The following is a 22,820-nucleotide window of genomic DNA, read 5'->3' as shown; positions in this document are numbered from 1 at the left end:
GTCGGGCCCCTCCCCTTCCTCGGAGCTCGTGGACGGCCGCAGGGCCGTGCTGAAACGTCGTTCTGTGACATGCGCCATGGACGCTACCCTCAGTGTTTTACAGGTATGTGGAAAGTCCTGAAAACGGGCGCGCGCATCCTCGGCGGGGGATGATCGATGGAGTGCGGCTGGAGGAGGACCAGGCGATATGGCGACGGATGACCACGGGAGGTTCGCTCCTGAGCTGCGCGCGGCGATCAAGCGCAGCGGGCTGACCCTCACCGTGATCTCCCAGCGTCTGCGCGCGCGCAACCGTCCCGTGAGCGTCGCGACGCTCAGCAACTGGCAGTCGGGCCGGAGCCTGCCCGGCGGCGACCAGTCCCTCGGTGTCGTCGCCGCCCTCGAGGAGCTGCTCGGGCGGCCCCCGGACTCGCTCGCGGATCTCGTGGGCGGGCCGCGACTGCAGGGGCGCGCGGTGCAGGAGATGGCCTTCGTCGGGCGGCCGTCCAGCCGCGAGGTCTTCCAGGAGGCGCTCGAGGCGCTCGGCTTCGCGAGCGCGCAGCAGTACGCGCACGAGCGCGTCATCCACCAGCTCGCGATCATCGACTCGACCCAGTCGGTGCAGCGCTTCGAGCACCGCATCACCGTGCGTGCGCTGGAGTCGGGGACCTGCCGGCTCCCGGCGGTGCACGTGCTGGGGCAGAACGAGCCCAACATCGCTCCGCGCTACATCGCGACCGAGGGCTGCACCATCGGAAGGCGCGTGGCCTGGCCCCGCCGCCGCGCCTACGGGGTCGAGTTCCTGCTCGACGGGCGCCTCGACGCCGGTCAGGTCGCCACCTTCACCTACCGGGTCGAGATGCACGCCAGCGCCACCGACGTCACCGGCAGCATGTACTCCGTCCCGCGCCCCGCGAACGACGTGCTGCTCGAGGTCGAGTTCCGCGGCCCCCGCCGCCCCCTGGACTGCGAGCGCTACCGGCGCACGGACGCCGGGGAGACGGTCTCCTCCCTGCGGCTGGACCACCGCGACCGCCTCCAGATCAGCGAGGCCCGCTTCGGGCCCGGCACCTTCGGCCTGCGCTGGTCCTGGGCTGCCGACGACGGCTTCGACGACGAGCTCGACGACCTGTACTGATCGGGTGAGCACGGCGTATCCTGAGGCGACAACACGGTCGCACGGGGAGGTGCGGGACATGGAGCCGTCCACTCGGAGCATCCTGGTGGGATATGACGACACCAGCGCCGCGATGGCCGCCGTGCGCTGGGCCGCCGAGCTCGCCCATGACACCGGCGCCGGGATCCGCCTCCTGCACGCTTGGACGTGGCCGCTGCTCGGCCAGGGCCTCGCCGGCATCCCCGTGCTCGACCCCGCCGGTCCCCGCAACCAGGCCAGCCGCCTGCTGGACGACGCAGCCGAGCGCATCGCCACCCACCACCCCGACGTCCCGGTCACCGCCGAGCTCGTCGCCGGCATGCCGCGTGAGGTGCTCGAGGAGGCCTCCGCCGGCGCCGACCTGCTCGTCGTCGGGACCCGCGGGCTCGGCGCCGTGCTCGGCACGCTGCTGGGCTCCGTGAGCCGCGGGCTGCTCCACGACGCCGGCTGCCCCGTCGCGATCATCCGCTCGGACCAGCACCGAGCGGGCCCGGTGCTGGTCGCCTACGACGGCTCCGACACCGCTGGGGAGGCGGTCGACGTCGCCGCCGACCTCGCCGCGGCCTGGGGGGCGACGCTGCGCGTGGTGCACGTGCGCACCGTCCCCCACGCCCCCTACGACAGCGGCGGGGAGGCCTGGGAGGCGGGGAAGGGCACCCGCGCCCTGCTCGACGAGGGCGTGGCCCGGGCGCGCGCCCGCCAGGCGCGGGTCGAGGTGCAGTCGCGGATGCTCGAGGCCCGCACCGCCGCAGAGGGGCTGCTGGACGCGGCGGCCGGTGCGCGGATGCTGGTCCTCGGACATCGCGGGCTGGGCCGAGGTCGCTTCGGCTCGACCGCCCATGCAACGGTGCTGCACGCCACCGGCAATGTCACCGTGGTCCGCCACGGCCCGGAGATGCGGTCGGCGGCGCACGAGGACGTGACGTGACTCGCGTCCGGAGCTCACCGGTTTGAACGCAGGGTGTCCGTGCGGTTATTCTGCTCGACGGTAGCGTGTCCGAGCGGCCGAAGGTGCATCACTCGAAATGATGTGTGGTTCATAGCCACCGCGGGTTCAAATCCCGCCGCTACCGCCCCTGGCCTGGAGTTTCCTCCCGGTCGACGAAGGCCCTCGCCGATCCGGCGGGGGCCTTCGTCCATGCGGCGGGCGGGGGCGATCAGCTCTCCTGGAACTCCTCGTCGAGGTTCGTCTCGAGCAGCGCCGCGAGGGCGTCCAGCGATTCCTCGGCGCCCTCGCCCTCGGCGCGCAGCGTGACCTCGTCGTCGAAGGCGACGTCGAGGGTGAGGAGCATGAGGATGCTCGAGGCCTTCACAGGGCCGGCGTCGGCGGTCTCGATGGTGACGGCGGCAGGCTGCTCGGACGCGGCCTGCGAGAAGAGTGCCGCCGGGCGGGCATGGAGGCCGCTCGCGCTCGCGACCTTCACGGTTCGTGCTGACATCTGGCAGGCCTTTCTCGACATGGTCGACCCAGGGTAGCGCCGCGGAGTGTCCTCGCGGGCGTTCATCCGGTGTTACTGCGCCGTTCACAGAGGTTTCCGACAGGTGGAGATTCCCTTACATCCGTCCGAGAAGTGCGTTCGCGGGCGTCGGCGGGCGCTACGGTGGTGCAGGCCGTCAGGGGTGACGGAGCGGCGACGCGCTCGGGGGAGCCGCGTACCTGGCCGTCTCGGCGGAACGGCGAACTCCTCGTCCTCGAGCGCGCCGGAGGCGTAGATCCCCTCGACCACGTCCCCGGGATGCAGGACCACGCTGCCGCGGGCGGTCACGGACCAGATGCCGCGGGCGGTGACCCGGGCGTGCACGATCGTCGCCCGATCAGGTCCGCGAGGGGAGCGCGGGTCCCGTGGCCCCGTCGGCCATCGGGTCCGGGAGACCCGGCCAGGCCGGACAGGAAGGCACGCACGCACCCAGCCTGCCGCACGCTCCAGCCGCCGGGCGGCCCCCGGGTGCTGGACTACGATGACGCAATGACCTCCTCGAACTCCTCGGGCGAACGCGCCCCGGATCCCCGTCCCGCCCGCACCCGCGCCGCGATCTTCACCGCCGCGCGCGAGCTGAGCGCGGACGACGGCGAGGTCACCGTCAACGCCCTGGCCAAGCGCGCCGGCGTCAGCCGCGCCGCGTTCTACAGCCACTTCACCGGGCTCGACGACCTGCTGGGCGCGATGCTCCAGGAGATGTTCGACGCCGCCTGGGAGCGCGGACGCACCAACGGCGCCGCCGGCCACACCATCGAGCAGCACGTGCAGCACGGCTACGCGATGATGGCTGCCTACATCGAGCGGCACCATGCCTTCCTCCGCGGCGCGCTGGACTGGAAGTCCAGCCACCGCACCTACATGATCCTCACCGGGACGATGGCCGCGCTGCACGTCGAGGCGCTCAAGCGCATGCCCGACAGGCTCCCGCCACGTCCCGGTATCGAGGCCCTCGCCCGCAGCCTCACCGGCGGGGAGCTCGTCCACGCCGACCACTGGCTCGTCACCACCGAGGAGGCTGCGAGGGCCGGGGAGGAGCTGGACGCGACCGAGCTGCTCGAGGTCATGCTCGCCACCGCACCGTCCTGGTACATCGGCCTCGGCGCCGACGAGCCGATCCCGGCCGCGGAGCTGCTGGCCTCGGCCCGCACCTACGGCGAGGACGCGGCCGACCAGCACTGAGCGCCGAGCGGAGCAGCCCCCTGCGGGCGACTCAGCAGGTCGCGACGAGACGCAGCAGCACCCGCGCGCCGAAGCGCACCGCGTCCACCGGCACCCGCTCGTCCACGCCGTGGAACAGCGGGGCGAAGTCGAGGTCCGCGGGCAGCTGCAACGGCGCGAAGCCGTAGCCGGCGATGCCGAGCAGGCTGAGCGGCTTGTTGTCGGTGCCGGCGCTGAGGCAGTAGGGCAGGACCTTCGAGCCCGGGTCCTCCGCCTGCACCGCCGCGGTCATCGCGTCCACCAGCGGGGACTCGCGCGGGGAGTCGACGGCGACGCCGATGTGGTCCACGACCACCTCGACGTGCTCGCCGGTCAGCTCGTCCAGCAGGGCCAGCAGCTCCTCCTGGTGCCCGGGCAGGAAGCGGCAGTCGAAGCCGGCCTCCGCGGTCTGGGGGATGACGTTGACCTTGTACCCGCTCTCGAGCATCGTCAGGTTCGCCGAGTCGCGCAGGGTCCCGGCGACGAAGTGGCGGGCCCCGCCGGTCAGGGGCAGGAAGCGGTCGATGTCCTGCTCGTCCCAGCCCTGCCCGGTGATCTCGGTGATCCCGTCGAACAGCGCGCGGACGCTGGCGATGTACTCGATCGGGAACTCGTGCTCGTCGATCGCGGTGATCGCGCGGGCCAGGCGCACGATGGCGTTCTCGTCATTGGGGACCGAGCCGTGCCCGGCGCGGCCCGTGGCGCGCAGCCGCCCCCAGGCCAGGCCCTTCTCGGCGGTCTGGACGAGATAGGCGCGCACGTCCTCGCCGGTGGACTCCTCGGGCAGGGTGATCGAGTAGCCGCCCACCTCGCTGATCGCCTCGGTCATGCCGTCGAACAGCTCGGGGTGGTTCTCCACCAGCCACTGGGCGCCCCAGACGCTCGCATTCTCCTCATCGGCGAAGAAGGCGAACATCAGATCGCGCGGCGGGGCCTGCCCGCTGCGGGCCAGGTGACGGGCGACGGCCAGGATCATCCCGACCATGTCCTTCATGTCCACGGCGCCGCGGCCGTGGATCATCCCGTCGATGATCTCGGCGCCGAAGGGGTCCACCGACCAGTCCTCGGCGCGAGCCGGGACCACGTCGAGGTGGCCGTGGAGGATCAGACCGCCGCGCTCGCGGTCCTCGCCCGGCATGGTCACCAGCACGCTGGGACGGGCGGGGTGCGACTCGACCACCTGCGGCTCGAGGCCCACCTCGCGCAGCCGCTCGACGACGTACTCCGCCGCCTCGGTCTCACCCTTCCCCCAGGTCTCGGGGTCGTTCCCGCCGAAGTTCGTGGTGTCGATCCGGATGAGCTCGCGGGTGAAGCGCACGGCCTCGTCCTGCAGCAGGGCGAGCTCGTCGGCGGTGGGGGCGGCGATCGGCATGCCGGGTCCTCCTCGGGGTCGGGTCCGTTCACCGTACCCGGCCCCGAGGGAAGGGGTTCAGGACTGTGAACGCTCGAGATGCGCGCGCACGAACCACTGGAACTTCTCCAGCTCGGCGGACTGGCCGATCAGGATGTCCTCGGTGATCGGATCGAGCTCGCCAGCGAGGGTGATCGCCTTGCGGTGGGAGGCGATGACGCCGTCGTAGACCTCGTCGATCGCGACGAGGTGCTCCTGGGTGCCGGCCCTGCCGAGCTCGTAGTCGCTCCAGCCGCGCTCGGCGACGAGGCGACCCGGGGTGCCGACGGGGGAGGCGCCCAGCTGCGCGATCCGCTCGGCGACCTCGTCGGCGTAGCCGCGCACGAGCTCCACCTGCGGGTCGAGCATCTCGTGCACCGCGATGAACTGCGGGCCCACCACGTTCCAGTGGGCATGCTTGAGGGTGAGGTGCAGGTCGTTCAGGGCGTGGAGGCGGTCCTGCAGCGCTTCCACGAGCCGGCGGGAGTCGTCGGTGCCGAGACCGGGGACGGTGTAGCTGAGGTCGGTCATGAGTGCTCCTGGTCGTGGCCGGGTCCCGACGGCCGGGCGGCGGCGCCGGGGACGTGCGGATCCTTCCCCTCCATCCTCTCATCCGCCCCGCAGCCGCCGTAAGGGACCTCCCTCCTGCCCCGTACGATGGCCCCGTCAGCGTCCCCTGCGGAAGGAGCGCCCATGAGACCAGTCGACGAGCTGCGCGACCGGCTCCACGCCGCGCGCCGACGCGCCGAGATCGCGGGCGCCCGCGCCGACGTCCTCGCCCAGGCGCGGGCCGTGGTCCCCGAGCTGCCGCGCAACGCCGATGCGGGCCATCTCGAGCGGGCCGCCCGACGCCTGGTGCGGCGCGCCGCGCAGGACGAGTTCGCCCGCGAGGGGATCACGAGGATCCCCGTCCCCGAGGCGACCGGACGGGCCGAGCTGCGCCGCGCCGACCTCGCCTCCGACGCGGCCTTCCACGCGGTCGTCGAGGACGTGCTCAGCGCCGTCGAGATCGTGCCGAGCCCGCTGGAGAGCGACGACGCGGTCGCGCTGCGCGACGCCCGCGCCTCGTCCGACGCCTACGGACTCTCGCCCGAGGTCGCCTCCGATCTCGCGTCCTACCTGCTGGGCCGCGCCTTCCTGCTGCGCGACGAGGAGCGCGACCTCGACGCCTATCTCGACCGGCACGAGCGGCAGATCCGCGACGACATGCGCAGCGCGCTGGTGCGCCTGGTCCGGGTGCCGCTCGAGCTGCGCAGCGCCCGTGAGCGCCATCACCGGATCGCGAGCGGCCTCGCCCCCGAGCCCCCGGGCACCGCGCACGGAGCCGGGACGGGTGCTAGGACTGCCGGCGGGGCCGGCGGGGCGGGGAGCGGCGCGAGCGGTGCCGGCGCCGCCGCCCGCGAGGCCCTCTCGCAGCGCGCCCGCTCGGCGATGGACCACGCGCGTGCCGAGGCGGGTCGTGCCGCCCTCGGCGCCCTGCGCAGCGGCGCCGGCCGCGCCTTCGAGCGCTACAGCCGCGGGGACGACGGCGCGGACGTGCGGGGCGGCGAGGCGCGGAGCAGGGATGAGCGAGGTGCCGCGGACCGGGCCCGGGAGCAGCGGACGGACGGGCAGCGGATGGGCGGGCAGCAGGCCGGCGAGCACCGCACAGCCGAGCAGACGGTGCACGACCCACGATCGGACTGATCGGGCGTCGGTCGGACCCATCGGCCGGACCTGTCGGCCGGGCCCATCGGTCGGGCCCGCCGTCGGCGGATCGGCACGTCGCCCCACCCCTCGACGCACTGCAGCGCCGCCCCCTCGGGGACGGCGCCGCAGTGCTGCGGGAGGGGCCTGCTCAGACCCCGGCCTTCTCGGAGAGCTGGCGCTTGATCCGCGCGAGCATCCCCGACATGCCGTTCAGCCGCAGCGGGCTGACCACCTCGGCCAGGCCCAGCTCGCCGGTGACCGTGTCCGGGGTGTCCAGCACCTCGCCCACGGTGCGACCGTCGAGGGCCTCGGCGAGGATCGCGGCGAAGCCGCGCGTCGTCGGCGCCTCCGGCGGAGCGGAGAAGAACAGGTGCGCGGTCGCCTCGCGACCCTGCCCCTCGACCTCCGTGGCCAGGAAGATCGGGGACTGGCACTCGGGCACCGGCTCGAGCAGCTCCGGGTGCTCGGAGTAGCGCTCGGGCAGGTCGGGCAGGCCCTGCGAGAACTCCAGCAGCAGCTGCAGGCGATCCTTCCCGCCGAGCGCGTGGAAGTCGTCGGCGATCTCCGCGAAGCCCTCGGGCAGCGCGGAGGGCGCGGCGTCGGTGCTGTTCGTCGGGCTCATCGGGCGGGGACCTCGCCGGGCTCGGTGCCCTGGGCGATCGGCAGGCGCACGCCGTTGCCCCACTCGGTCCAGGAGCCGTCGTAGTTGCGCACCGAGTCGAAGCCGAGCAGGTGGGTGAGCACGAACCAGGTGTGCGCGGAGCGCTCGCCGATGCGGCAGTACACGACCGTCGGCGTCCCGGTCTCGAAGCCGAGCTCGCCGAGGTAGATCGCCTCGAGCTCCGCGCGGGGCTTGAAGCGGCCGTCCTCCGCGGCGGCGCGGGCCCACGGCACCGAGCGCGCGGTGGGGATGTGCCCGCCGCGCACGGTGCCCTCCTGCGGGTAGTCGGGCATGTGCGTGCGCTCGCCGGAGTACTCCTGCGGGGAGCGCACGTCGATCAGCGGCCCGCCGAGGAAGTCCAGCACATCCTCGCGGTAGGCGCGGATCGGGGCGTCCTCGCGCTCGACGACGGGGTAGCCGCTGGTCGGCGCGGGGCGGCCCTCGGTCGAGGTCGTCATCTCGCGGCCCTCGGCCTCCCAGGCGGCGCGGCCGCCGTCGAGCAGGCGCACGTCCTCATGGCCGAACAGGCTGAACACCCACAGCGCGTAGGCGGCCCACCAGTTGGACTTGTCGCCGTAGATCACCACGGTGGTCTCGCGGGTGATGCCGGAGGCGTCCATGAGCTTCGCGAAGCCCTCGCCGTCGACGTAGTCGCGGGTGACCGGGTCGTTGAGGTCGAGGTGCCAGTCGATCTTCACCGCGCCGGGGATGTGCCCGGTCTCGTAGAGCAGCACGTCCTCGTCGGACTCGACGACCACGAGTCCCTCGGTCTCGCCCGCGGCGAGCCGGTCCGCGAGCCACTGCGTGGTCACGAGCCGCTCGGGGTGGGCGTAGTCCTGCAGGGAAGGAGCCGGATCGGCGGGAATGGTCATCAGTTCACCTTTCGACGGTCGATATCGCACGACGTATGCCCCCAGTCTGTCACCGTCGTGCGCGCAGTGGCGATCCGGCGATCACGCTGTGCGCGGACACGCGCGATGTGCTTCCCCTGCGGGGACCGTGCTCCTACGGTGGCCCCATGATGGAAGACCTGGACACAGAGCCCGTCATCCCCACCCTCGATCTCACCGTCCTCGACTGCCCCGACGCCCTCCAGCTGGCCACCTTCTACGCGAAGCTGCTCGGCTGGCGGGTCGAGGAGGGCAGCGACTCCGACTGGGCGGAGCTGATCCCGCCCCGCGGCCGTCGCAGCGAGGACGACCCCGAAGGCGAGGCCTCCCTCGCCTTCCAGAAGGTGGCGGACTTCCGCCGCCCCACCTGGCCCGACGGCGACCACCCCCAGCAGTTCCACCTCGACCTCTCCGTCACCGACATCGACCGCGCCGAGCCCCGGGCACTCGCCCTCGGCGCGACCGTCCACGAGCACCAGCCCTCCGCCTCCGGGAGCTTCCGCGTCTATCTCGATCCTGCGGGACATCCCTTCTGCCTGTGCCTGACGGCCTGAGGGCTGGGTCCGTGTGACAACCGACTGACGAGCCAGCGCCGCCGGGTCCCGCCCCTGCGCCCCTCCGTGTGAGCACGGAGGGGCGCTCTGCGTCGTGAAGCGGTCGGCGCGGTGGGGCCGTCGGGGATGCGCGGCCGACGGGCCCTGTGTGCGTCCTCGGGAGTCGCCTTTCGCCATGACGTCAGATGAAGGACGAGAGGAATTCGGAAATGCCGTCCCTCCGGGTCGTTCGAGATCTCGGTGCATTCGGCGGGAGTGTCGTCCATTCCTTCTGCTCGCCGTCTCCGGCAGTCCGTCGTCGGCCCTCCCGTGCTCCAGGCGCATGCCGTCCGGTGCGATTCGAGGGTCCGCCCTCCGTGCTGGCTCCGTGGGCGTGGAGCCGAAGATCATGCAGGTCGAGCGCATAGCAGAGGGGTGTGACATGTGACCTCCGTCGTCCACAGCAGGGTGTGCTCCGGTGGATGAGTCTCCGCCCGATCCTCGCGCGGAGGGCTCATCCACAGTCATCTCTCCTCCCCGCGGGGTGGTTATCCACAGATTTATCCCCATTTCTCTGTAGGGGTTCTGAAATGACGGTGCGGGCGGTAGTGTCGAAGTATTCGAAGGGGTGCTCATCGGTGAGTGCCCGGACAGCGGGGGAGGTGGCTGCAGTGGGAGAGTTCGACGACATCGATGACGATGCGCGCCGCGACGCGTCATCGTCCGAGACCGCGCGACAGTCCCCGTCGAGCGATGCCTCCTCAGGGCCGGGCCCGTCGAGCCCCGCCGCTCCCGCCCGTCCCGCGCGCGAGTGGCGCGTGCGCGCCCGCCGGGAGCTCACCGAGGAGCTGATCCTCGAGGGGGTCGGCGGCATCGAGGGGAAGAACGCCGGCCGCGTGCTCGCACTCCACTCCCTCATGCGAGAGGAGGCGCAGCTCCACGCCCGCCGTCTCCGCCATCTCGCGGACTTCTTCGCCGTCGACCCGGAGAACGAGGGCTCGCTGATCGACGCGGACATGACCGCGATGAAGGTCGCCGTGGGACTGCGCTGCTCGATCACGCAGGCCACCTCGCAGATCCGCGACGCCCACCACGCCGTCGTCGACCTGCCCCGGATGTTCGCGCACCTCGAGGCCGGCGACCTGCCGGAGGACTACCACCGCTTCCTGCTGCGCCAGGTGCGACGGCTCGACGCCGACCAGATCCACCTGGTCGACGAGCACCTGGCCGGCGTGGAGATCCCCTCGATCCCCCGCAGCACCTTCGAGGCCCAGGTGCGACTGGCCGTGGCCTCGGTCGGGAACGAGCTGAAGCCGCCCCGCGAGGCGCGCGAGGTGCGGATCGACGGGGTCGACTCCGAGCAGGGCGTCGCCTGGATCACGATCACCGGCCCGATCCCCGAGATCCGCAGCCTCGGCCTGCGGCTCGACGCGAGCGCCCGCGCCGTCCAGCGCGCCCAGCGCGTCGCGCTCGAGGCAGGGCAGGAGGAGCCGATCCCCTTCGACCTCGACGGCGACGTCCGCGACCGGGAGCGCCCCCTCAGCCTGTCGGCCCTGCGCTACGCGATCCTCACCCGCACCATGCTCGACCTCGACCCGGTCGAGGAGACCGCGCAGCCGTTCAAGATCCTCGTCACCGTGCCCGTGACGACCCTGCTCGGGATGGACGACTCCCCGGCGATGCTCGACGGGCTCACCCCCATCCCGGCCGACCTCGCCCGGGACCTCGCCGCGACTTCCTCCGTCTGGTACCGGATCCTCACCGACCCGATCTGCGGGACCCACCTCCCCGCCCGGATCGACACCTACCGGCCCGACGCGCAGCAGCGTATGCAGCTGCGGCTGCGGCACCCCGTCTGCGCGGCGCCCGGATGCACCCGCCCCACCGCGCTCGCCGCGGAGGACGACCACATCATCGAGTACGACCACCAGGATCCCGCCCGAGGCGGCCCGACCTCCCTCTGGAACCTCCACCGGCTGTGCCGGCGCCACCACCAGCTCAAGACGGCCGGGCTGATCGACCCTGCCAGGGATCCCCAGGACGACCCCGACCGCGGGGACCGCAGCACCAGCGCCGAACCGCTGGTCACGACCTGGCAGCTCGAGCAGGACCTCCGGGTGCGCACCGCGGAGAACACCGATCTGCTCACCCCACGGATGACCCGCCGCCTCGACCAGGCCGAGCGGACCCACCGCCGCGCCCGGGAGGCCAGGCAGCGCGGACCCGATAAGCCCCGCTGCCGAGCCCTCGACGAGGCCGAGGATCATCTCGCCGAGATCCAGCTCGAGGACGAGTTCACCAGAGTGCGGACGAAGCGCCGCATCATCCCGCCCGGGCCGCCGCTCGACGTGGAACACCCGCCGTTCTGACGGCGCCGCGGGTCAGGAGGCGTAGGCCTCGAAGGCCGCGCGGATCCCGTCGGCCGACGCCCCGGAGGCCAGCAGCACCTGCAGCAGCAGGCGGGCCTTCGGGGCGGGCAGCAGCCCGGCCATCACGGCGCCCGCGTCCAGCAGGTCCACCTCGGAGCCGGGATAGCCGTAGTGGTGCGTGGAGGTGCCGCCGCCGAAGGGCCGCGCCGCGACCACGACAGGCACCCCCTTGCCCAGCAGGCGGCGCAGGCGCGGCATCGCGGCGGGGGAGACGTGCCCCATCCCGACCCCGTCGATCACCAGCCCCGCCAGCGCCTCGGCGGGGAGGTGGTCCAGCAGCGCGAGGTCCTCGTCGAGACCCGCGGTGAGCAGCGGCACCGCCGGGAAGCGGTCCGGCGGGAGTCCGCCGGAACGGACCGGACGCGGCAGCGGGAGATGGAGGAGGCGCAGGTCCTCCCCGCCGACGATCGCGAGCGGCCCCGAGGGCTCCGAGGCGAAGGCCGAGACCCCGCGGGAGGAGGCCTTCACGACCCGGTCCGCGAGATGCGCGTGGGCGTCGAACACGACCAGCACGCCCAGGCCGCGGGCCGACAGAGCGGTCGCTGCGCGGACCGCGTCGCGGAGGTTCGCGGGCCCGTCGGCGCCGGGCGCGCTCGCCGGACGCATCGCCCCGGTCACCACCAGCGGCGCCTCCCGGTCCCAGAACCGGTCGAGCAGGAACGCCGTCTCCTCGAGGGTGTCGGTGCCGTGGGTGAGCACCACGCCGGCCGCGCCGGAATCGACCGCGGCTCGCGCACTCTCCAGCACGGCGCGCAGGTGGTGGGGGCGCACATCGGAGGAGGAGATGTTCGCGAGCGCTCGGGGCCGCAGCTCGACGTCCCCGCCGACGGCGGCGAGCAGTCGCGCCCCGGCGTCGTCGTCCGGGCGGGCGCTCTCGCCGCGGGCGTCCTCGGTCATGAAGATGGTGCCGCCGAGGGAGAGCACCTCCACGAAGGGGCTCACTCGGTCTCGATCTCCTCGCCGAGATAGGCGGCGGCGGTGCGCACCGAGGCCTTGCGGGCGGGCTTGCGGTCCGCGCCCCCGGCGACGTGCGCCTCGTACCAGGCATCCGCCGTGGCGCGCGTGAACTCCGCGCCCTCGGGGGAGCCGGCGAAGCTGCCCAGGCGGCGCATCAGGTCCTTGCCCGGATCCTCGAGGTGGTGGGCCAGCGCGTACAGCGCCGCATCCCAGCCGCAGCCCGTCGCGGCGGGGCCGAAGGTCGCCCAGTGCGCGTCGGCGGGGACGGTGTGGCGCAGGGTGAGGGTGCTGCCTCCGCCGTCCGCCCCCTCCTCCGCGGCCGTGATCAGCAGCTCCAGGTCGCTCGAGCTCTTTCCGAACTCCCAGGTCAGCAGCAGACGATGCGGCGGCTCGACCTCGATCAGGCGGCCGCTGGTCTCCATCTCGGGCAGCTCGTAGCGCCCGCCGGGGACCACGTCGCCGCTGGCGGTGCCGAACCAGCGGGCGAGCCGCTCGGCCGTGGTCAGCGCCTCCCACAGCTGCTCCGGGGCGGCGTCGAAGGTCTGGGAGAGGGCGACCGTGTTCCCGTTCTTCGCAGGGGTGACCGTGCGGGTCACGGCGGTCAGCTGGGCGGTGGGGGTGGGAGTCATGAGAGGCCTTCCTCGCCGGGGGCGATGCGTCGCAGACGCACGATCACCTCGGCGTGCTCGGTGTGGGGGAACATGTCGACGTAGCGGCCGGCGACGATGCGCAGCGAGGGCATCGCGGCGAGGTCGTCGGCCAGGCTCGCCGGATTGCAGCTGGAGTAGAGGACGTCGCGGACCCCGGAGCGCTCGAGCCAGCCGGCGAGCTCCGGCCCGAGGCCGCGGCGCGGCGGGTTCACCACGACGATATCGGGCGGGCCTGCGGGGCCGGCGGCCTCCTCGATGGCCCAGGCGGTCGCGTCGGCCGCGAGGAAGCGGACCCGGGCGCCCGCGGCCTCCGCGCCCTCGCGCGCCCCGTCGATCGCCTGGGCGGAGACCTCCACCCCGGTGACCCGCGCGGCGGGGAGGGCGCGGGCGAGGTGCAGGGCGAATCCGCCGAGGCCGCAGTACAGGTCCCAGATCCGCAGGCCGGGGCCCGTCTCCTGGTCTTCCCGCGCCCCCGCGATCTCTCGCGCCCACTCCGCGCCCTGGCGGTACAGGGCGCCGGCGACCTCGGTGTGGGTCTGCAGGAAGGACTGCGGGCGGGAGAACAGCGTGACGTCCCCGGTGCGCACGGCGAGACGACCGGCCCCGGCCAGCGGGATCTCCTCCTCGCCCTCGACGCGCGTGGTGTGCTCGGGGTGGATGTTCGCGCTGACCGACACGACCGAGGGATGCGCCTCGAGCAGCCGCGGCAGGTGCTCCCGCAGCCGTTCCAGCGCCGCGGTGCTGCGCAGCACGAAGCGCAGCAGATGCTCCCCGTCCGGGGAGCTGGTGACCAGCACGTTCTTGATCTCGCCGCGGCGACGGGCGACGTCATAGGGCGGGATCTGCGCCCGACGGATCAGGGCCTTCGCCCCCTCGAGCACCTCCTCGACCCCTTCCGGGTAGAGGGGGCAGTCGCACAGGTCGGTGCCCGCGGACTGCCCGGGCAGGGTCAGCAGCGGCGCCTGGGCGGTGCCGCCGACGGCCATCTTCCCGCGGGCGCGGAAGCCCTGCTCCGCGCCGACGATCGGCTCCGACCAGATCGTGCCCGGCGCGAGATGCGGGACGAGCAGCTGCTCGACGCGCTCACGGCCGCGGGCGAGCTGCCGCGGGCGGGGAAGGTCCAGCAGCGTGCAGGACCTGCACGCGCCGGAGTCGAAGTGGTGGCACCGCACCCCAGGAGTCTACGAGGCGGGCCGTCGGCTGTCGCACCCCCGCGCTATCGTCGCCGACGGGTCACGAGACGCGGCCGGACTCCCTCGACAGAGGCCGCGCGGCAACCGGAACCGAACCCGGTGCCCGTCGAGGAAGACCCGGCCGGGGGCGTCCGCCCATCCGGTCAGACGGCCCGGGTCCTCCGCGGGCCCTTCTCGGAAGGTGATTCGCATGCATCTCGACGACCACGCGGCGACCTGGCGCGACCAGCTCGTCGAGCTGTCCCTGCCCGGGGTCGGGGCGGTGACGGCACGGGTGGACGACGGGTCGCCCGCGGTGGAGGCCTCGGAGGACGAGCCCGGCTTCCGCCGGCGGGAGCCGACGGCGCCGCCGGCGCGGGAGACGGTGCGCCGCACGCTCGCCGCACGGCCGCCGCGAGTGCTCGAGCACGCCTGGCTCGTGGTGCCGGCGCTCGGGCCCGTGCTGCCGGTGGACGGAGAGGGCGTGGGGCTCGTCGGCGACCTGTCCGGCCGGCGACCGCCCGAGGAGGTGCAGGGCGAGCGCGCTGCGCCGGCCCGCCCCAGCCGGGAAGGGGCGGAGGTCGGGGCTCCGATCGGCGAGGAGCGGCGGCGTCCGCTGTCCCCGCGCTATGGCTGGTTCCGCGTCCCGGCTGTCGCGGCGGCGCTGCGGGCGAGGGGCGGGATCGTCGGTCGCGGAGCGCTCATCGGCCCTCGCCGGGAGTGGTACGAGCCGGCCGTCGCGACGCGCGAGGACCTGCTGGGCGCCCATCCCGACCAGGCGCTCGAGAGCGCGCTGGCGGCCGCGCGGGAGCTCGGACAGGTGGCGGTGCTGCGGATCGGGCCGGACGGTCTCGACGTCCACCCCACCGGCGCGGACCCGCGGGTCCCCGTGCTGGAGGGGCTCCCGCTGCAGGTCACGGCCCGTCCCGCGCAGTGCCCGCTGCGGGGCGAGGACGGCTGCGGGCCCTGCCGGCCCGTCGGCGGCCCCTGGATCCGCGCCTCGCAGGAGGCGCAGATCGACTGGGAGGCGCGCCGTGCGCAGGCCGTGGCGATGCTGGGCTGCGGGGTGTGCTTCGGGGAGGCGCTGCCGCCGGAGCCGGATCAGCCGCAGGTGCCGCGCCTGGCGGAGGCCACGCCCGTCACGCACCTGGGCCGGCTGCACCTGCGCGGCGGCGGGAGCGTGCGGATCGACCCGCTGATCAGGCCGCGCTGACCCCGTTCGCCGGGCTGATCAGGCGAACCACTCCGTGGGCGGGCCCAGCTGCAGCAGCACCGAGAACACCACCGCGACCACGACGATCGCGATCAGGCCGGCGAGCAGCGGGCGGCGCAGCGCGAGGGCGGCCACCTTCTCCGGGAACGAGCGCGGGGCGTCCTCGCGCAGCCGCCAGGAATCCCCGAGCATGCCCTTCCGGTGCGCCCAGCGCTCGAAGGGGACCGTGAGATACGGGACGAAGGCGGATCCCAGGCCCATCGCCAGGCGTCCGAGACTCCAGCGCTGATCGACCGCGACCAGCACCGTCACCACCACGTAGGACAGGAACACGAAGCCGTGCAGGCTCCCGCCGATCCGCACCCCCACCTCGGTGACCTGCAGCGCGTACTTCAGCAGCATGCCGAGCAGCAGCAGGGTCCAGGTGACCATCTCGGCCAGGGCCAGCAGACGGTACAGACGGGACGGAGTCCGGATCAGACGCATGGTCCTCATGGTGCCAGAGGCCCGCTGGATCCCACCCGGGAGCAGGGGCGCGGTGCGACGATCGTCGGATCCGGTGCGGCGGAGCGCCTGGAAGGGTGGGGTCATGACGACGCACACGATCCCCGGAGAGCTGTTCCTGCTGCTGACCGACGACGCCGGCCGGCAGGACTCGACCTCGTACCGCACCCAGGCCCTCGCCGCCGCCGCGATCGCCGAGCTCGCCCTGCGCGAGCGGATCGCGCTGACCGAGGAGCGCAGCCCGAAGGTGCAGGTCCTCTCCACCGAGTCCACCGACCTGCCCGTCCTCGACCAGGCCCTCGGCGCGCTCGCCGAGCTCGAGGGGAAGTCGCTGAAGTCCGCGATCGGCCACCGCACGATGAACCTCACCGAGGTGATCGGCGAGGGCTTCGCCGCCGTCGGCGCCGTCCAGCGCAAGGACGGCTGGTTCACCACCACCTGGCCCACCCACGACGACGAGCTCGAGACCGCGCTGCGCGCCCGGCTCGCCGCCGCCGTCGAGGACCCCGCCCGCGCCTCCCTGCAGGACGGGCTGCTGCTGGAGATCCTGCGCGCCCTCGGGATCGCACATCGGATCCTCAAGGACGACCTGCCCGGCCTCTCGCGCCGCGAGCTCGATCAGCGGATCGAGGCCCTCGAGATCGACAGCCCCGCCGCGACGGCCGTGAAGCGGGTCGTGGACGACATGACCGCGGCGCTCGCCGCGGCCACCGTGGTCACGACGGTCAGCTCGACCTGAGCCGCGCCGTCGTCCGCGCGGTGGCCGGCGCCGTCCACGGATCCTCCGGCCAGGGGTGCTTCGGATAGCGCCCCCTCATCTCCTTGCGCACCTCCCGGTACGGCCCGTCCCAGAAGGAGCGCAGGTCGTCCGTGACGGCGAGCGGCCGACGGGCCGGGGAGAGCAGGTGGAAGAGCACCGGCACCCTGCCCCGCACCAGCCGCGGCGTCTCCGCGAGACCGAACAGCTCCTGCAGCTTCACCGCGACGACGGGCCGGCCGCCCTCCTCGTCCGGCGCGGGATAGTCGATCCGGGCGGTCGATCCCGAGGGGACAGGGAGCCGCTCGGGAGCGAGGGCGTCGAGCTCGGACGCCTCCGGCCAGGGCAGCATGGTGCGCAGCGCCGAGACCAGGTCGATGCCGTCCAGGCGGGTCCTCACGTGCGGGGCGAGCCAGGTCTCGAGGGTCGCCAGGAGTGCGTCCTCGTCCATCGCCGGCCACGGGTCACCGAGCTCGCGGTGGATCAGGGCGAGCCGGCCTCGCAGGCTGCGGGCGGTGTCGGACCAGGTCAGCGCCACCAGGCCCCTCTCGCGGACCGCGGAGAGCACCGCGGGGACCGTGTCCTCGGCCGTCGGCGCGACCGGGGTGGAGGACAGCTCGATCGCGCCGAGGGCGCGTCGGCGGCGGGCACGGACGGTGCCGTTCTCGAGCCTCGCCGTGCGCTCCTCGACGAGCAGACCGGCGCCCAGGTCGAGGGCCTCGTCCTCCGTGAGCGGGGCGGCGGCGCGGATCACCGCGCCGGTGCCGTCGGCGGCCCGTCCCTCCGCGCGCTGCACCTCCCAGACCGCGAGCCACGGCGCGCCGAGCAGGCCGCTGCCCTCGGGCAGGGCCGCCCGGGTGCTGGAGGCGAGGAGATAGGAGCGGGAGGCGTCGGCCACCCGCCGCGCGATCCGCTCCGGCCGAGCGAGGGCGAGGGCCGCGCCGGGGGAGGCGCGCCCGCCCGATGAGCCGGCGAGGCGCGTCAGACGGTCGCGCTCCCGGCGCCAGCGGTCGGCGCCGGGGGCACGGCCGGCGCGGAGATCGGCGAGGAGGCGGGGGAGATCGGCACCCGTGGGGCGGTGGTCGTCGGAGACCGCGGCGACGACCTCGGCGGCCGACGGCCCGCCCGCGAGCAGGGCCCGCGCCTCGCGCACCCCGACCGGGAGCTTCGCGGTGCGGCGACCGGCCGGGGTGGGGCGGCCCTCCTCGTCGACCAGATCGAGGGCCCGCAGGGTGTCCTCGGCGGCGCGGATCTCCGCGGCCGGCGGCGGGGTCAGCAGCGGCAGGCCCTCCCCGCGCGGCGTCCCCCAGCAGGCGAGCCAGAGCGCCGCATCGGTGAGATCCGCGGCGGTGATCTCCGGCGGGGACTGGGCCGGCATCCCCGCGAGCTCCGCCTCGGAGAACACGCGCACCGCCCGGCCCGGGCCCTGACGGGCGGCACGGCCGGCGCGCTGCTCGATCGCGGCCCGCGAGGCGCTGACCGTGACCAGGCCCGACATGTCCCGGCCGCGATCCCGCCGCACCTCGCGGGACAGCCCCGCATCGACCACCAGATGCACCCCGGGCACCGTGAGGGAGGATTCGGCGAGCGCCGTGGAGACCACGATCCGGGGCGGCTCCCCGGCGCGGCGCCCGCCGGTGGCGCGGTCCTGCTGGGCGGCGGGCAGCCGGCCGTGCAGGGGGAGGACCTCGACCCCGTCCACCAGGCCCTGCAGGCGGGTGACCGTCTCGTCGACCTCCCGAGCGCCGGGCACGAAGACCAGCGCGTCGCAGCCCTCCTCCCGCTGCGCGCGGGCCGCGGTGCGGGCGAGATGGTCGAGGAACTCGCGGGTGACGCCGCGGGCGTCCAGGCGCGGGGACGGGCAGGGGGCGTGCTCGGTGCGCAGGGGGTGCAGGGCGCTCGGCACCTCCACGATCGCCGCGCCGTCCAGCACCTCCGCGACCGCCCGCGCGACGAGCGTCGCCGACATCGCCCCGACCAGCAGGTCCTCCCGCAGCTGCCGCGTCTCGGCGAGCATGCCCAGCAGCAGGTCCGTCTCCAGGGAGCGCTCGTGGACCTCGTCGAGCACCACCGCCGAGACACCCGGCAGCTCCGGATCGGCCAGCAGGCGCCGCAGCAGCACGCCCGGGGTGAGCATCTCGACGGCCGTGCCCTTCCCGACCGTCCGCTCGCCGCGGACCGTGAAGCCGACGGGGCCGCCGAGCGGGCTGCCGTCGAGGGACGCGAGACGGCGCGCCGCCGCACGCACCGCCACCCGGCGCGGCTGGGTGACGAGAGTCAGTCCGTCGACCAGATTCGCGACCAGCGGCGGCACCAGCGTCGTCTTGCCCGTGCCGGGCGGGGCGGTGACCACCATCGCGCCCGTCCGCGCCGCGGCCCCGAGCTCCTCCCGTGCCGCGGCGACGGACAGCCCCGCCCCGACGACGTCCAGGTCGAAGCGGTGCAGGGCGGGGGAGCGGTCCGTCATGCCCCCATCATCCCTGGTGCGGAGGTCGCGCCTCAGTCGATGAGATCGAACTCGACCTGCTCGGAGTCGGCGCACACGCTCGTCACCGACAGCGTCCACAGGTCCACGGCGACGGTCTCGCCCAGGGTGATCGGTCCGATCTCCCGGGCGGGGCTGTCGCCGACCTGCGCCATGAGCTGCGCGCTGTCGCCCTCGATGCTCTCGAGGGAGACGGTGAGGGACTCCCCGCCGCGCTCGGGCAGGCCGGGGTTCGCCTCCCCTCCCAGCTCCGCGTAGAAGGCGCCCTCGCCCGTGCAGGGCTCCGGCGGGACGAAGCCGTCCGGTGCGGGCGTGACCTCGTAGGACTCCTGCGGCACGACGGCCGCGGTCTTCCCGCCCTCGTCGGAGGCACCCCCGGCGGAGTCGTCCCCGTCCGAGGCAGCGGGCTCCTCGGCGGTCGTGCCCTGGGCGGCGGGGGAGGAGCTCTCCTCCTCGGGGGAGCCGCTGCAGCCGGCGGCGAGGAGCACGGCGGCCAGCACGGCGACGAGACGTGCGGAGCGGGAACGGCGGGCGACGGTGACGGCCACGGGGATCCTCACGGCAGGACGGGACGAGACGGGCGACACGCTAGCGGACCGGTGCCCTCGTGGCACCATCGGGGGAGAGCCCGGCAGCCGGGCGGTCACGAGCGTGCAGGGGAGGGGACGAGATGACGAGCAGGCCCGAGCGACCCGTCCCGAGCCCGAAGGCGCTCGCCGGGCGCAAGGACCCCGCCCACTCCGTGCGGCCCGTGGACTGGACCGCCGTGCCGGGGCGCCGACCCGAGCCGGCCGCGCGGCCCGAGCAAGCCGACCTGCCCTCCGCGCCGTTGCCGCGCCGGCGGGCCCGGACGGTCCAGCTGCCCCGGGCCGCGTCGGCCGCTCCGAGCGATGCCGTGCACACGCTCGACGCGGACGATCCTCGACCCCTGCCCCGGCCCCTGCGGATCCGCGACGAGGACATCCGCGCCGTCGGCGTGACCGGGGCCGACGGCGAGCGGATCGTGCAGGCCGTCGCCGACCCCGAGGACGCCTGGACCGCCGACGCCGGGACCAGCGACCACTTCCTCCGCGACGACCTCGTCGTGCAGGTGCGCCGCGCGGACAACGCCGTGATCGGCCTGTTCTCCGCCCGCTACGCGCTCAGCGTGCGCCCCGACGAGTACGAGCCCGCCCTCGACATCGCCGAGGACGCCGCCGGCCCCTCCACCCGCGGCGGACAGGGCACGCGCCACCCCACCTCGCGCCGCGAGCTGCTGGGGCGCATGCAGCAGGCGGGGTTCGTCATCACCCCCGGGGCGACGCACGGCCGCGTCACGCATCCCGACCATCCCGGGCTCGTGCTGCCCTTCGCCTCGACCCCCTCGGACCGCCGCTTCACGCGGCACGCCGTCGCGCAGATACGCCGCGTCTTCGGCATCGACCTGCGGCGCTGAGAGCGCCCCGGCGAGGGCGGCGCCGGAGCGGATCACCCCCGAACAGGAAAGTGCCCCGGCTCGTCCCCACGAGCCGGGGCCATCCCTTTCCCCCGCGTCCCGGATCAGCGGATCCCGCCTCCTCCTCAGTCAGCGGGATCCTCCGGTGACGCGTTGAGAACAGTGAACACGCGCTGCCGGAAAAAGCACTGTGCCGAGGCTGTTCATTCCCTGGTAATCGGGGGTCCGGGCGGCCCGGGTTCCTCGCTGACCTGCATCGCATCGAGGATCGAGAAGCTCGCGTGCCCCAGCAGGCGCAGCAGCCGGACCAGTCGGTCGAAGGCGATCGCGCCCGCCACCGCGCGCATCACCGCCACGTCCTGCGAGACGGACGGCTCGGCCCCCGCCGGCCCTGCCTCGACAGGCCCCGCCCCGGTGCTCATCCAGTCCACGTCCGAGCGGGCGATCTGCGCCATCGGCTCCGCATAGCGCAGCAGCATCCCCGGATCCGTCGGCGCCTCCCACTCGTCCAGGGAACGCAGCAGCCGATCCAGCGCGCGGCGCGGGGCGGAGTCGACGTCGGGCCAGCCGAGGTGCGCGAGCAGCGGAGCGATCGAGGGGTGCTCGCCGCCCGCCGCCTCCGCCCCGTCCGCCCTGCCCGCTGCGCTCTGCCCGTCGGCCGGGTCCTCAAGGCCCAGGGCGAGGGTCTGCGACTCGGCGAGCACCTCGATCAGCGGGACGTCGGGATCGTCGAGCAGGGCCGTCACCTGCGCGATCCGCGCGATCGGGGCGCCGGCGACCTCGCGCAGCACCTGAATCAGCTCGAGGCGCTCGACGTGGGCGCGGCCGTAGTCCTGCCGGGTCGTCGTGATCCGCTCGCCCGGCGGCAGCAGCCCCTCGCGCCGGTAGTACTTGATCGAGGCGGCGGAGACCCCCGTCGCCTCCGCGAGCTCGTGCAGGAGCATGACCCGTTCTCCCCTCGGATAGTGCGCCGACCAGCGACTATCTTGATGGCGCCGGCGTGGATAGCGGCACTATCGTCCCTCTCATGGACGCTCTCACGCCAGTGATCACCCTCCACGCCGTCTCCGCCCTCGTCGTCCTGCTGCTCGGGCCCCTCCAGATCCTCCGTCGGCGCCGCGACCGCGCCCACCGGATCCTCGGCGGCGTGTGGGCGGCGGCGATGGTGGTCACCTGCGTCTCGAGCTTCTGGATCCGCGGCGGAGGGTTCAGCTGGCTGCACGGGCTGTCGATCTGGACCCTCGTCTGCCTCGTCGCGGCGATCGTGGGCATCCGCAGCGGGAGCGTCGAGATGCACCGCGGCTTCATGGTCGGCTCCTATCTCGGAACCCTCATCGCCTTCGCCTTCGCGGCGCTGGTGCCCGTGCGGCTCATCCCGCAGCTGCTGCGCAGCGAGCCGCTGATCGTGGCGGTGACGGTGCTGGCCGTCGCCGCGGCGCTCACGGTGCTGGTGGTGACGGTGGTGCGCTCTCAGCCGCCGACGGGGACGCGGAACTCCTGGCCGCCGGTGCCGACCTCGTCGGTGTAGCTGATCTCCGCGAGCACCGTGTCCTCGGGGACGTCGGCGTACAGCTGCGCCTCGGCCTCCTCGCCGGCCGGGATCTCCGGGCCGGAGGTCGAGAAGGCGCCGTAGCGGATGTCGATCTCCGCGCCGGAGTCGTCGTAGAGGCGGAAGCGGTCGGAGCCGATACCGATGTCCTGCGAGCTGTTGTTCACGATCGTCACCGCCACGCCGATGAACTTGTCGTTCTCCGGGGTCTTCGTCTCGCCGCCCAGATCGAGCGTGGTGCCCTCCTCGGGCTTGGAGACAGTGAACTGGAAGGTCTCGTCACTCGGCTCGGTGGCGTCGGCCGAGGGGCCCTCGGTGGGCTTGTCCACCGGCTGGTCGGTCTCGATCTCGGTGGGGGCGTCCGAGGTGGGAGTGCTCGGGTCGTCGGGGGGATCGTCGGAGGGGTCCTCGCTCGGGGGAGGGTCCACGATCGAGCTCGGGGGCGACGTCGGCTCCTCGCCGCCGTCCTTTCCGACGAGATAGAGGCCGACGCCGATGCCGGCGACGACCAGCATCAGCACGAGCACGCAGCCGCAGACCAGCGCGATGTACAGCGGGGTGCGGCTCTTCGCCGGCGGGAGCGGGGGCGCTCCGGTCGGAGGGGTCGGCGGCATGCCGTACGGGGTGCTCATGAAGGTCCTCCACCTCTGCCGGGAGCGTCGTGGACCACGCTATCCCGGGGTCGGGCGGGGC

23 protein-coding genes and 1 tRNA gene are annotated in these 22,820 nt (G+C 73.9%); 11 read left to right on the top strand and 13 right to left on the bottom strand.

The window, feature by feature from the left end; genetic code table 11:
* The first annotated feature begins 187 nt into the window (after positions 1 to 187).
* From RBL05_RS08685 to RBL05_RS08675, 3 genes are all read left to right on the top strand, one after another.
* A complete protein-coding gene (locus tag RBL05_RS08685; RefSeq protein ID WP_308739845.1) occupies positions 188 to 1,117 on the top strand; it encodes a helix-turn-helix domain-containing protein in 930 nt (309 codons plus the stop codon).
* A gap of 58 nt (positions 1,118 to 1,175) precedes the next feature.
* Entirely contained in the window at positions 1,176 to 2,063 is an 888-nt protein-coding gene (locus tag RBL05_RS08680; protein ID WP_318603561.1) for a universal stress protein, read from the top strand.
* A gap of 59 nt (positions 2,064 to 2,122) precedes the next feature.
* Positions 2,123 to 2,208 (top strand) — tRNA-Ser (locus RBL05_RS08675).
* A gap of 84 nt (positions 2,209 to 2,292) precedes the next feature.
* Here RBL05_RS08675 and RBL05_RS08670 read toward each other — a convergent pair.
* Positions 2,293 to 2,574, bottom strand: a complete 282-nt coding sequence (locus tag RBL05_RS08670; protein ID WP_029360494.1) for an HPr family phosphocarrier protein — start codon at positions 2,572 to 2,574, stop codon at positions 2,293 to 2,295.
* A gap of 528 nt (positions 2,575 to 3,102) precedes the next feature.
* Here RBL05_RS08670 and RBL05_RS08665 point away from each other — a divergent pair.
* A complete protein-coding gene (locus RBL05_RS08665) occupies positions 3,103 to 3,795 on the top strand; it encodes a TetR/AcrR family transcriptional regulator (RefSeq protein WP_308739847.1) in 693 nt (230 codons plus the stop codon).
* Between the two features lie 31 nt (positions 3,796 to 3,826).
* On the opposite strand, the gene RBL05_RS08660 is transcribed toward RBL05_RS08665, so the two are convergent.
* A complete protein-coding gene (locus RBL05_RS08660) occupies positions 3,827 to 5,185 on the bottom strand; it encodes a M20/M25/M40 family metallo-hydrolase (RefSeq protein ID WP_308739848.1) in 1,359 nt (452 codons plus the stop codon).
* A 57-nt stretch (positions 5,186 to 5,242) separates the two neighbouring features.
* Positions 5,243 to 5,734: a DNA starvation/stationary phase protection protein Dps gene (dps, locus tag RBL05_RS08655; RefSeq protein ID WP_308739849.1), complete on the bottom strand. Its 492-nt coding sequence runs from the start codon at positions 5,732 to 5,734 to the stop codon at positions 5,243 to 5,245.
* A gap of 162 nt (positions 5,735 to 5,896) precedes the next feature.
* Between dps and RBL05_RS08650 the strand changes: the two genes are divergently transcribed.
* On the top strand, positions 5,897 to 6,889 hold the full coding sequence (locus tag RBL05_RS08650) for a hypothetical protein (protein WP_308739850.1): 993 nt from the start codon (positions 5,897 to 5,899) through the stop codon (positions 6,887 to 6,889).
* Positions 6,890 to 7,040: 151 nt separating this feature from the next.
* On the opposite strand, the gene RBL05_RS08645 is transcribed toward RBL05_RS08650, so the two are convergent.
* Both RBL05_RS08645 and RBL05_RS08640 read right to left on the bottom strand, forming a co-directional pair.
* Positions 7,041 to 7,514, bottom strand: coding sequence for a SufE family protein (locus RBL05_RS08645; protein ID WP_308741191.1), 474 nt, complete (start codon positions 7,512 to 7,514; stop codon positions 7,041 to 7,043).
* The gene (locus tag RBL05_RS08640) at positions 7,511 to 8,425 is read right to left on the bottom strand and encodes a sulfurtransferase (protein ID WP_259880648.1); all 915 of its coding nucleotides are present in this window, start codon (positions 8,423 to 8,425) and stop codon (positions 7,511 to 7,513) included. Before RBL05_RS08640 ends, RBL05_RS08645 begins: the two co-directional genes overlap by 4 nt.
* 149 nt (positions 8,426 to 8,574) lie before the next feature.
* On the opposite strand from RBL05_RS08640, the gene RBL05_RS08635 reads away from it, so the two are divergent.
* The gene (locus tag RBL05_RS08635) at positions 8,575 to 8,997 is read left to right on the top strand and encodes a VOC family protein (RefSeq protein ID WP_308741192.1); all 423 of its coding nucleotides are present in this window, start codon (positions 8,575 to 8,577) and stop codon (positions 8,995 to 8,997) included.
* Between the two features lie 650 nt (positions 8,998 to 9,647).
* Positions 9,648 to 11,345, top strand: coding sequence for an HNH endonuclease signature motif containing protein (locus RBL05_RS08630; protein ID WP_308739851.1), 1,698 nt, complete (start codon positions 9,648 to 9,650; stop codon positions 11,343 to 11,345).
* A gap of 12 nt (positions 11,346 to 11,357) precedes the next feature.
* Here the strand turns inward: RBL05_RS08630 and RBL05_RS08625 are convergent, their stop codons facing one another.
* From RBL05_RS08625 to rlmC, 3 genes are read right to left on the bottom strand one after another with little or no spacing between them, the layout of a single operon-like run.
* The gene (locus RBL05_RS08625) at positions 11,358 to 12,347 is read right to left on the bottom strand and encodes an asparaginase (RefSeq protein ID WP_308739852.1); all 990 of its coding nucleotides are present in this window, start codon (positions 12,345 to 12,347) and stop codon (positions 11,358 to 11,360) included.
* The gene (locus RBL05_RS08620; RefSeq protein WP_308739853.1) at positions 12,344 to 12,991 is read right to left on the bottom strand and encodes an SRPBCC domain-containing protein; all 648 of its coding nucleotides are present in this window, start codon (positions 12,989 to 12,991) and stop codon (positions 12,344 to 12,346) included. The genes RBL05_RS08625 and RBL05_RS08620 overlap by 4 nt, the downstream gene beginning before the upstream one ends.
* Positions 12,988 to 14,184, bottom strand: coding sequence for a 23S rRNA (uracil(747)-C(5))-methyltransferase RlmC (gene rlmC, locus RBL05_RS08615; protein ID WP_308739854.1), 1,197 nt, complete (start codon positions 14,182 to 14,184; stop codon positions 12,988 to 12,990). Before rlmC ends, RBL05_RS08620 begins: the two co-directional genes overlap by 4 nt.
* Before the next feature lie 211 nt (positions 14,185 to 14,395).
* Between rlmC and RBL05_RS08610 the strand changes: the two genes are divergently transcribed.
* Entirely contained in the window at positions 14,396 to 15,397 is a 1,002-nt protein-coding gene (locus RBL05_RS08610; RefSeq protein WP_308739855.1) for a hypothetical protein, read from the top strand.
* Positions 15,398 to 15,415: 18 nt separating this feature from the next.
* Here the strand turns inward: RBL05_RS08610 and RBL05_RS08605 are convergent, their stop codons facing one another.
* Positions 15,416 to 15,883: a DUF3817 domain-containing protein gene (locus RBL05_RS08605; RefSeq protein ID WP_308739856.1), complete on the bottom strand. Its 468-nt coding sequence runs from the start codon at positions 15,881 to 15,883 to the stop codon at positions 15,416 to 15,418.
* Between the two features lie 103 nt (positions 15,884 to 15,986).
* Between RBL05_RS08605 and RBL05_RS08600 the strand changes: the two genes are divergently transcribed.
* On the top strand, positions 15,987 to 16,640 hold the full coding sequence (locus RBL05_RS08600) for a GOLPH3/VPS74 family protein (protein WP_308739857.1): 654 nt from the start codon (positions 15,987 to 15,989) through the stop codon (positions 16,638 to 16,640).
* On the opposite strand, the gene hrpB is transcribed toward RBL05_RS08600, so the two are convergent.
* Together hrpB and RBL05_RS08590 are read right to left on the bottom strand one after the other, a co-directional pair.
* The gene (gene hrpB, locus RBL05_RS08595) at positions 16,627 to 19,125 is read right to left on the bottom strand and encodes an ATP-dependent helicase HrpB (RefSeq protein WP_308739858.1); all 2,499 of its coding nucleotides are present in this window, start codon (positions 19,123 to 19,125) and stop codon (positions 16,627 to 16,629) included. The two genes, RBL05_RS08600 and hrpB, sit on opposite strands and share 14 nt — an antisense overlap.
* A gap of 32 nt (positions 19,126 to 19,157) precedes the next feature.
* Positions 19,158 to 19,703 (bottom strand): hypothetical protein, encoded by a 546-nt coding sequence (locus RBL05_RS08590; protein WP_308739859.1) that lies wholly within the window; start codon positions 19,701 to 19,703, stop codon positions 19,158 to 19,160.
* Between the two features lie 110 nt (positions 19,704 to 19,813).
* Here RBL05_RS08590 and RBL05_RS08585 point away from each other — a divergent pair, with 110 nt between their 5' ends.
* The gene (locus RBL05_RS08585) at positions 19,814 to 20,578 is read left to right on the top strand and encodes a hypothetical protein (protein ID WP_308739860.1); all 765 of its coding nucleotides are present in this window, start codon (positions 19,814 to 19,816) and stop codon (positions 20,576 to 20,578) included.
* A 203-nt stretch (positions 20,579 to 20,781) separates the two neighbouring features.
* On the opposite strand, the gene RBL05_RS08580 is transcribed toward RBL05_RS08585, so the two are convergent.
* On the bottom strand, positions 20,782 to 21,522 hold the full coding sequence (locus RBL05_RS08580; protein ID WP_308739861.1) for a MerR family transcriptional regulator: 741 nt from the start codon (positions 21,520 to 21,522) through the stop codon (positions 20,782 to 20,784).
* Positions 21,523 to 21,605: 83 nt separating this feature from the next.
* Here RBL05_RS08580 and RBL05_RS08575 point away from each other — a divergent pair, with 83 nt between their 5' ends.
* On the top strand, positions 21,606 to 22,106 hold the full coding sequence (locus tag RBL05_RS08575) for a DUF2306 domain-containing protein (protein ID WP_308739862.1): 501 nt from the start codon (positions 21,606 to 21,608) through the stop codon (positions 22,104 to 22,106).
* Here the strand turns inward: RBL05_RS08575 and RBL05_RS08570 are convergent.
* The gene (locus tag RBL05_RS08570; protein ID WP_318603559.1) at positions 22,049 to 22,759 is read right to left on the bottom strand and encodes a DUF4352 domain-containing protein; all 711 of its coding nucleotides are present in this window, start codon (positions 22,757 to 22,759) and stop codon (positions 22,049 to 22,051) included. The genes RBL05_RS08575 and RBL05_RS08570 overlap by 58 nt on opposite strands.
* Positions 22,760 to 22,820: the final 61 nt, after the last annotated feature.

This window comes from Brachybacterium sp. GU-2, from assembly GCF_030866705.2.
In the GTDB taxonomy this organism is placed as follows: Bacteria; Actinomycetota; Actinomycetes; order Actinomycetales; family Dermabacteraceae; genus Brachybacterium; species Brachybacterium conglomeratum.
This window is presented reverse-complemented; position numbering and strand designations above follow the sequence as displayed.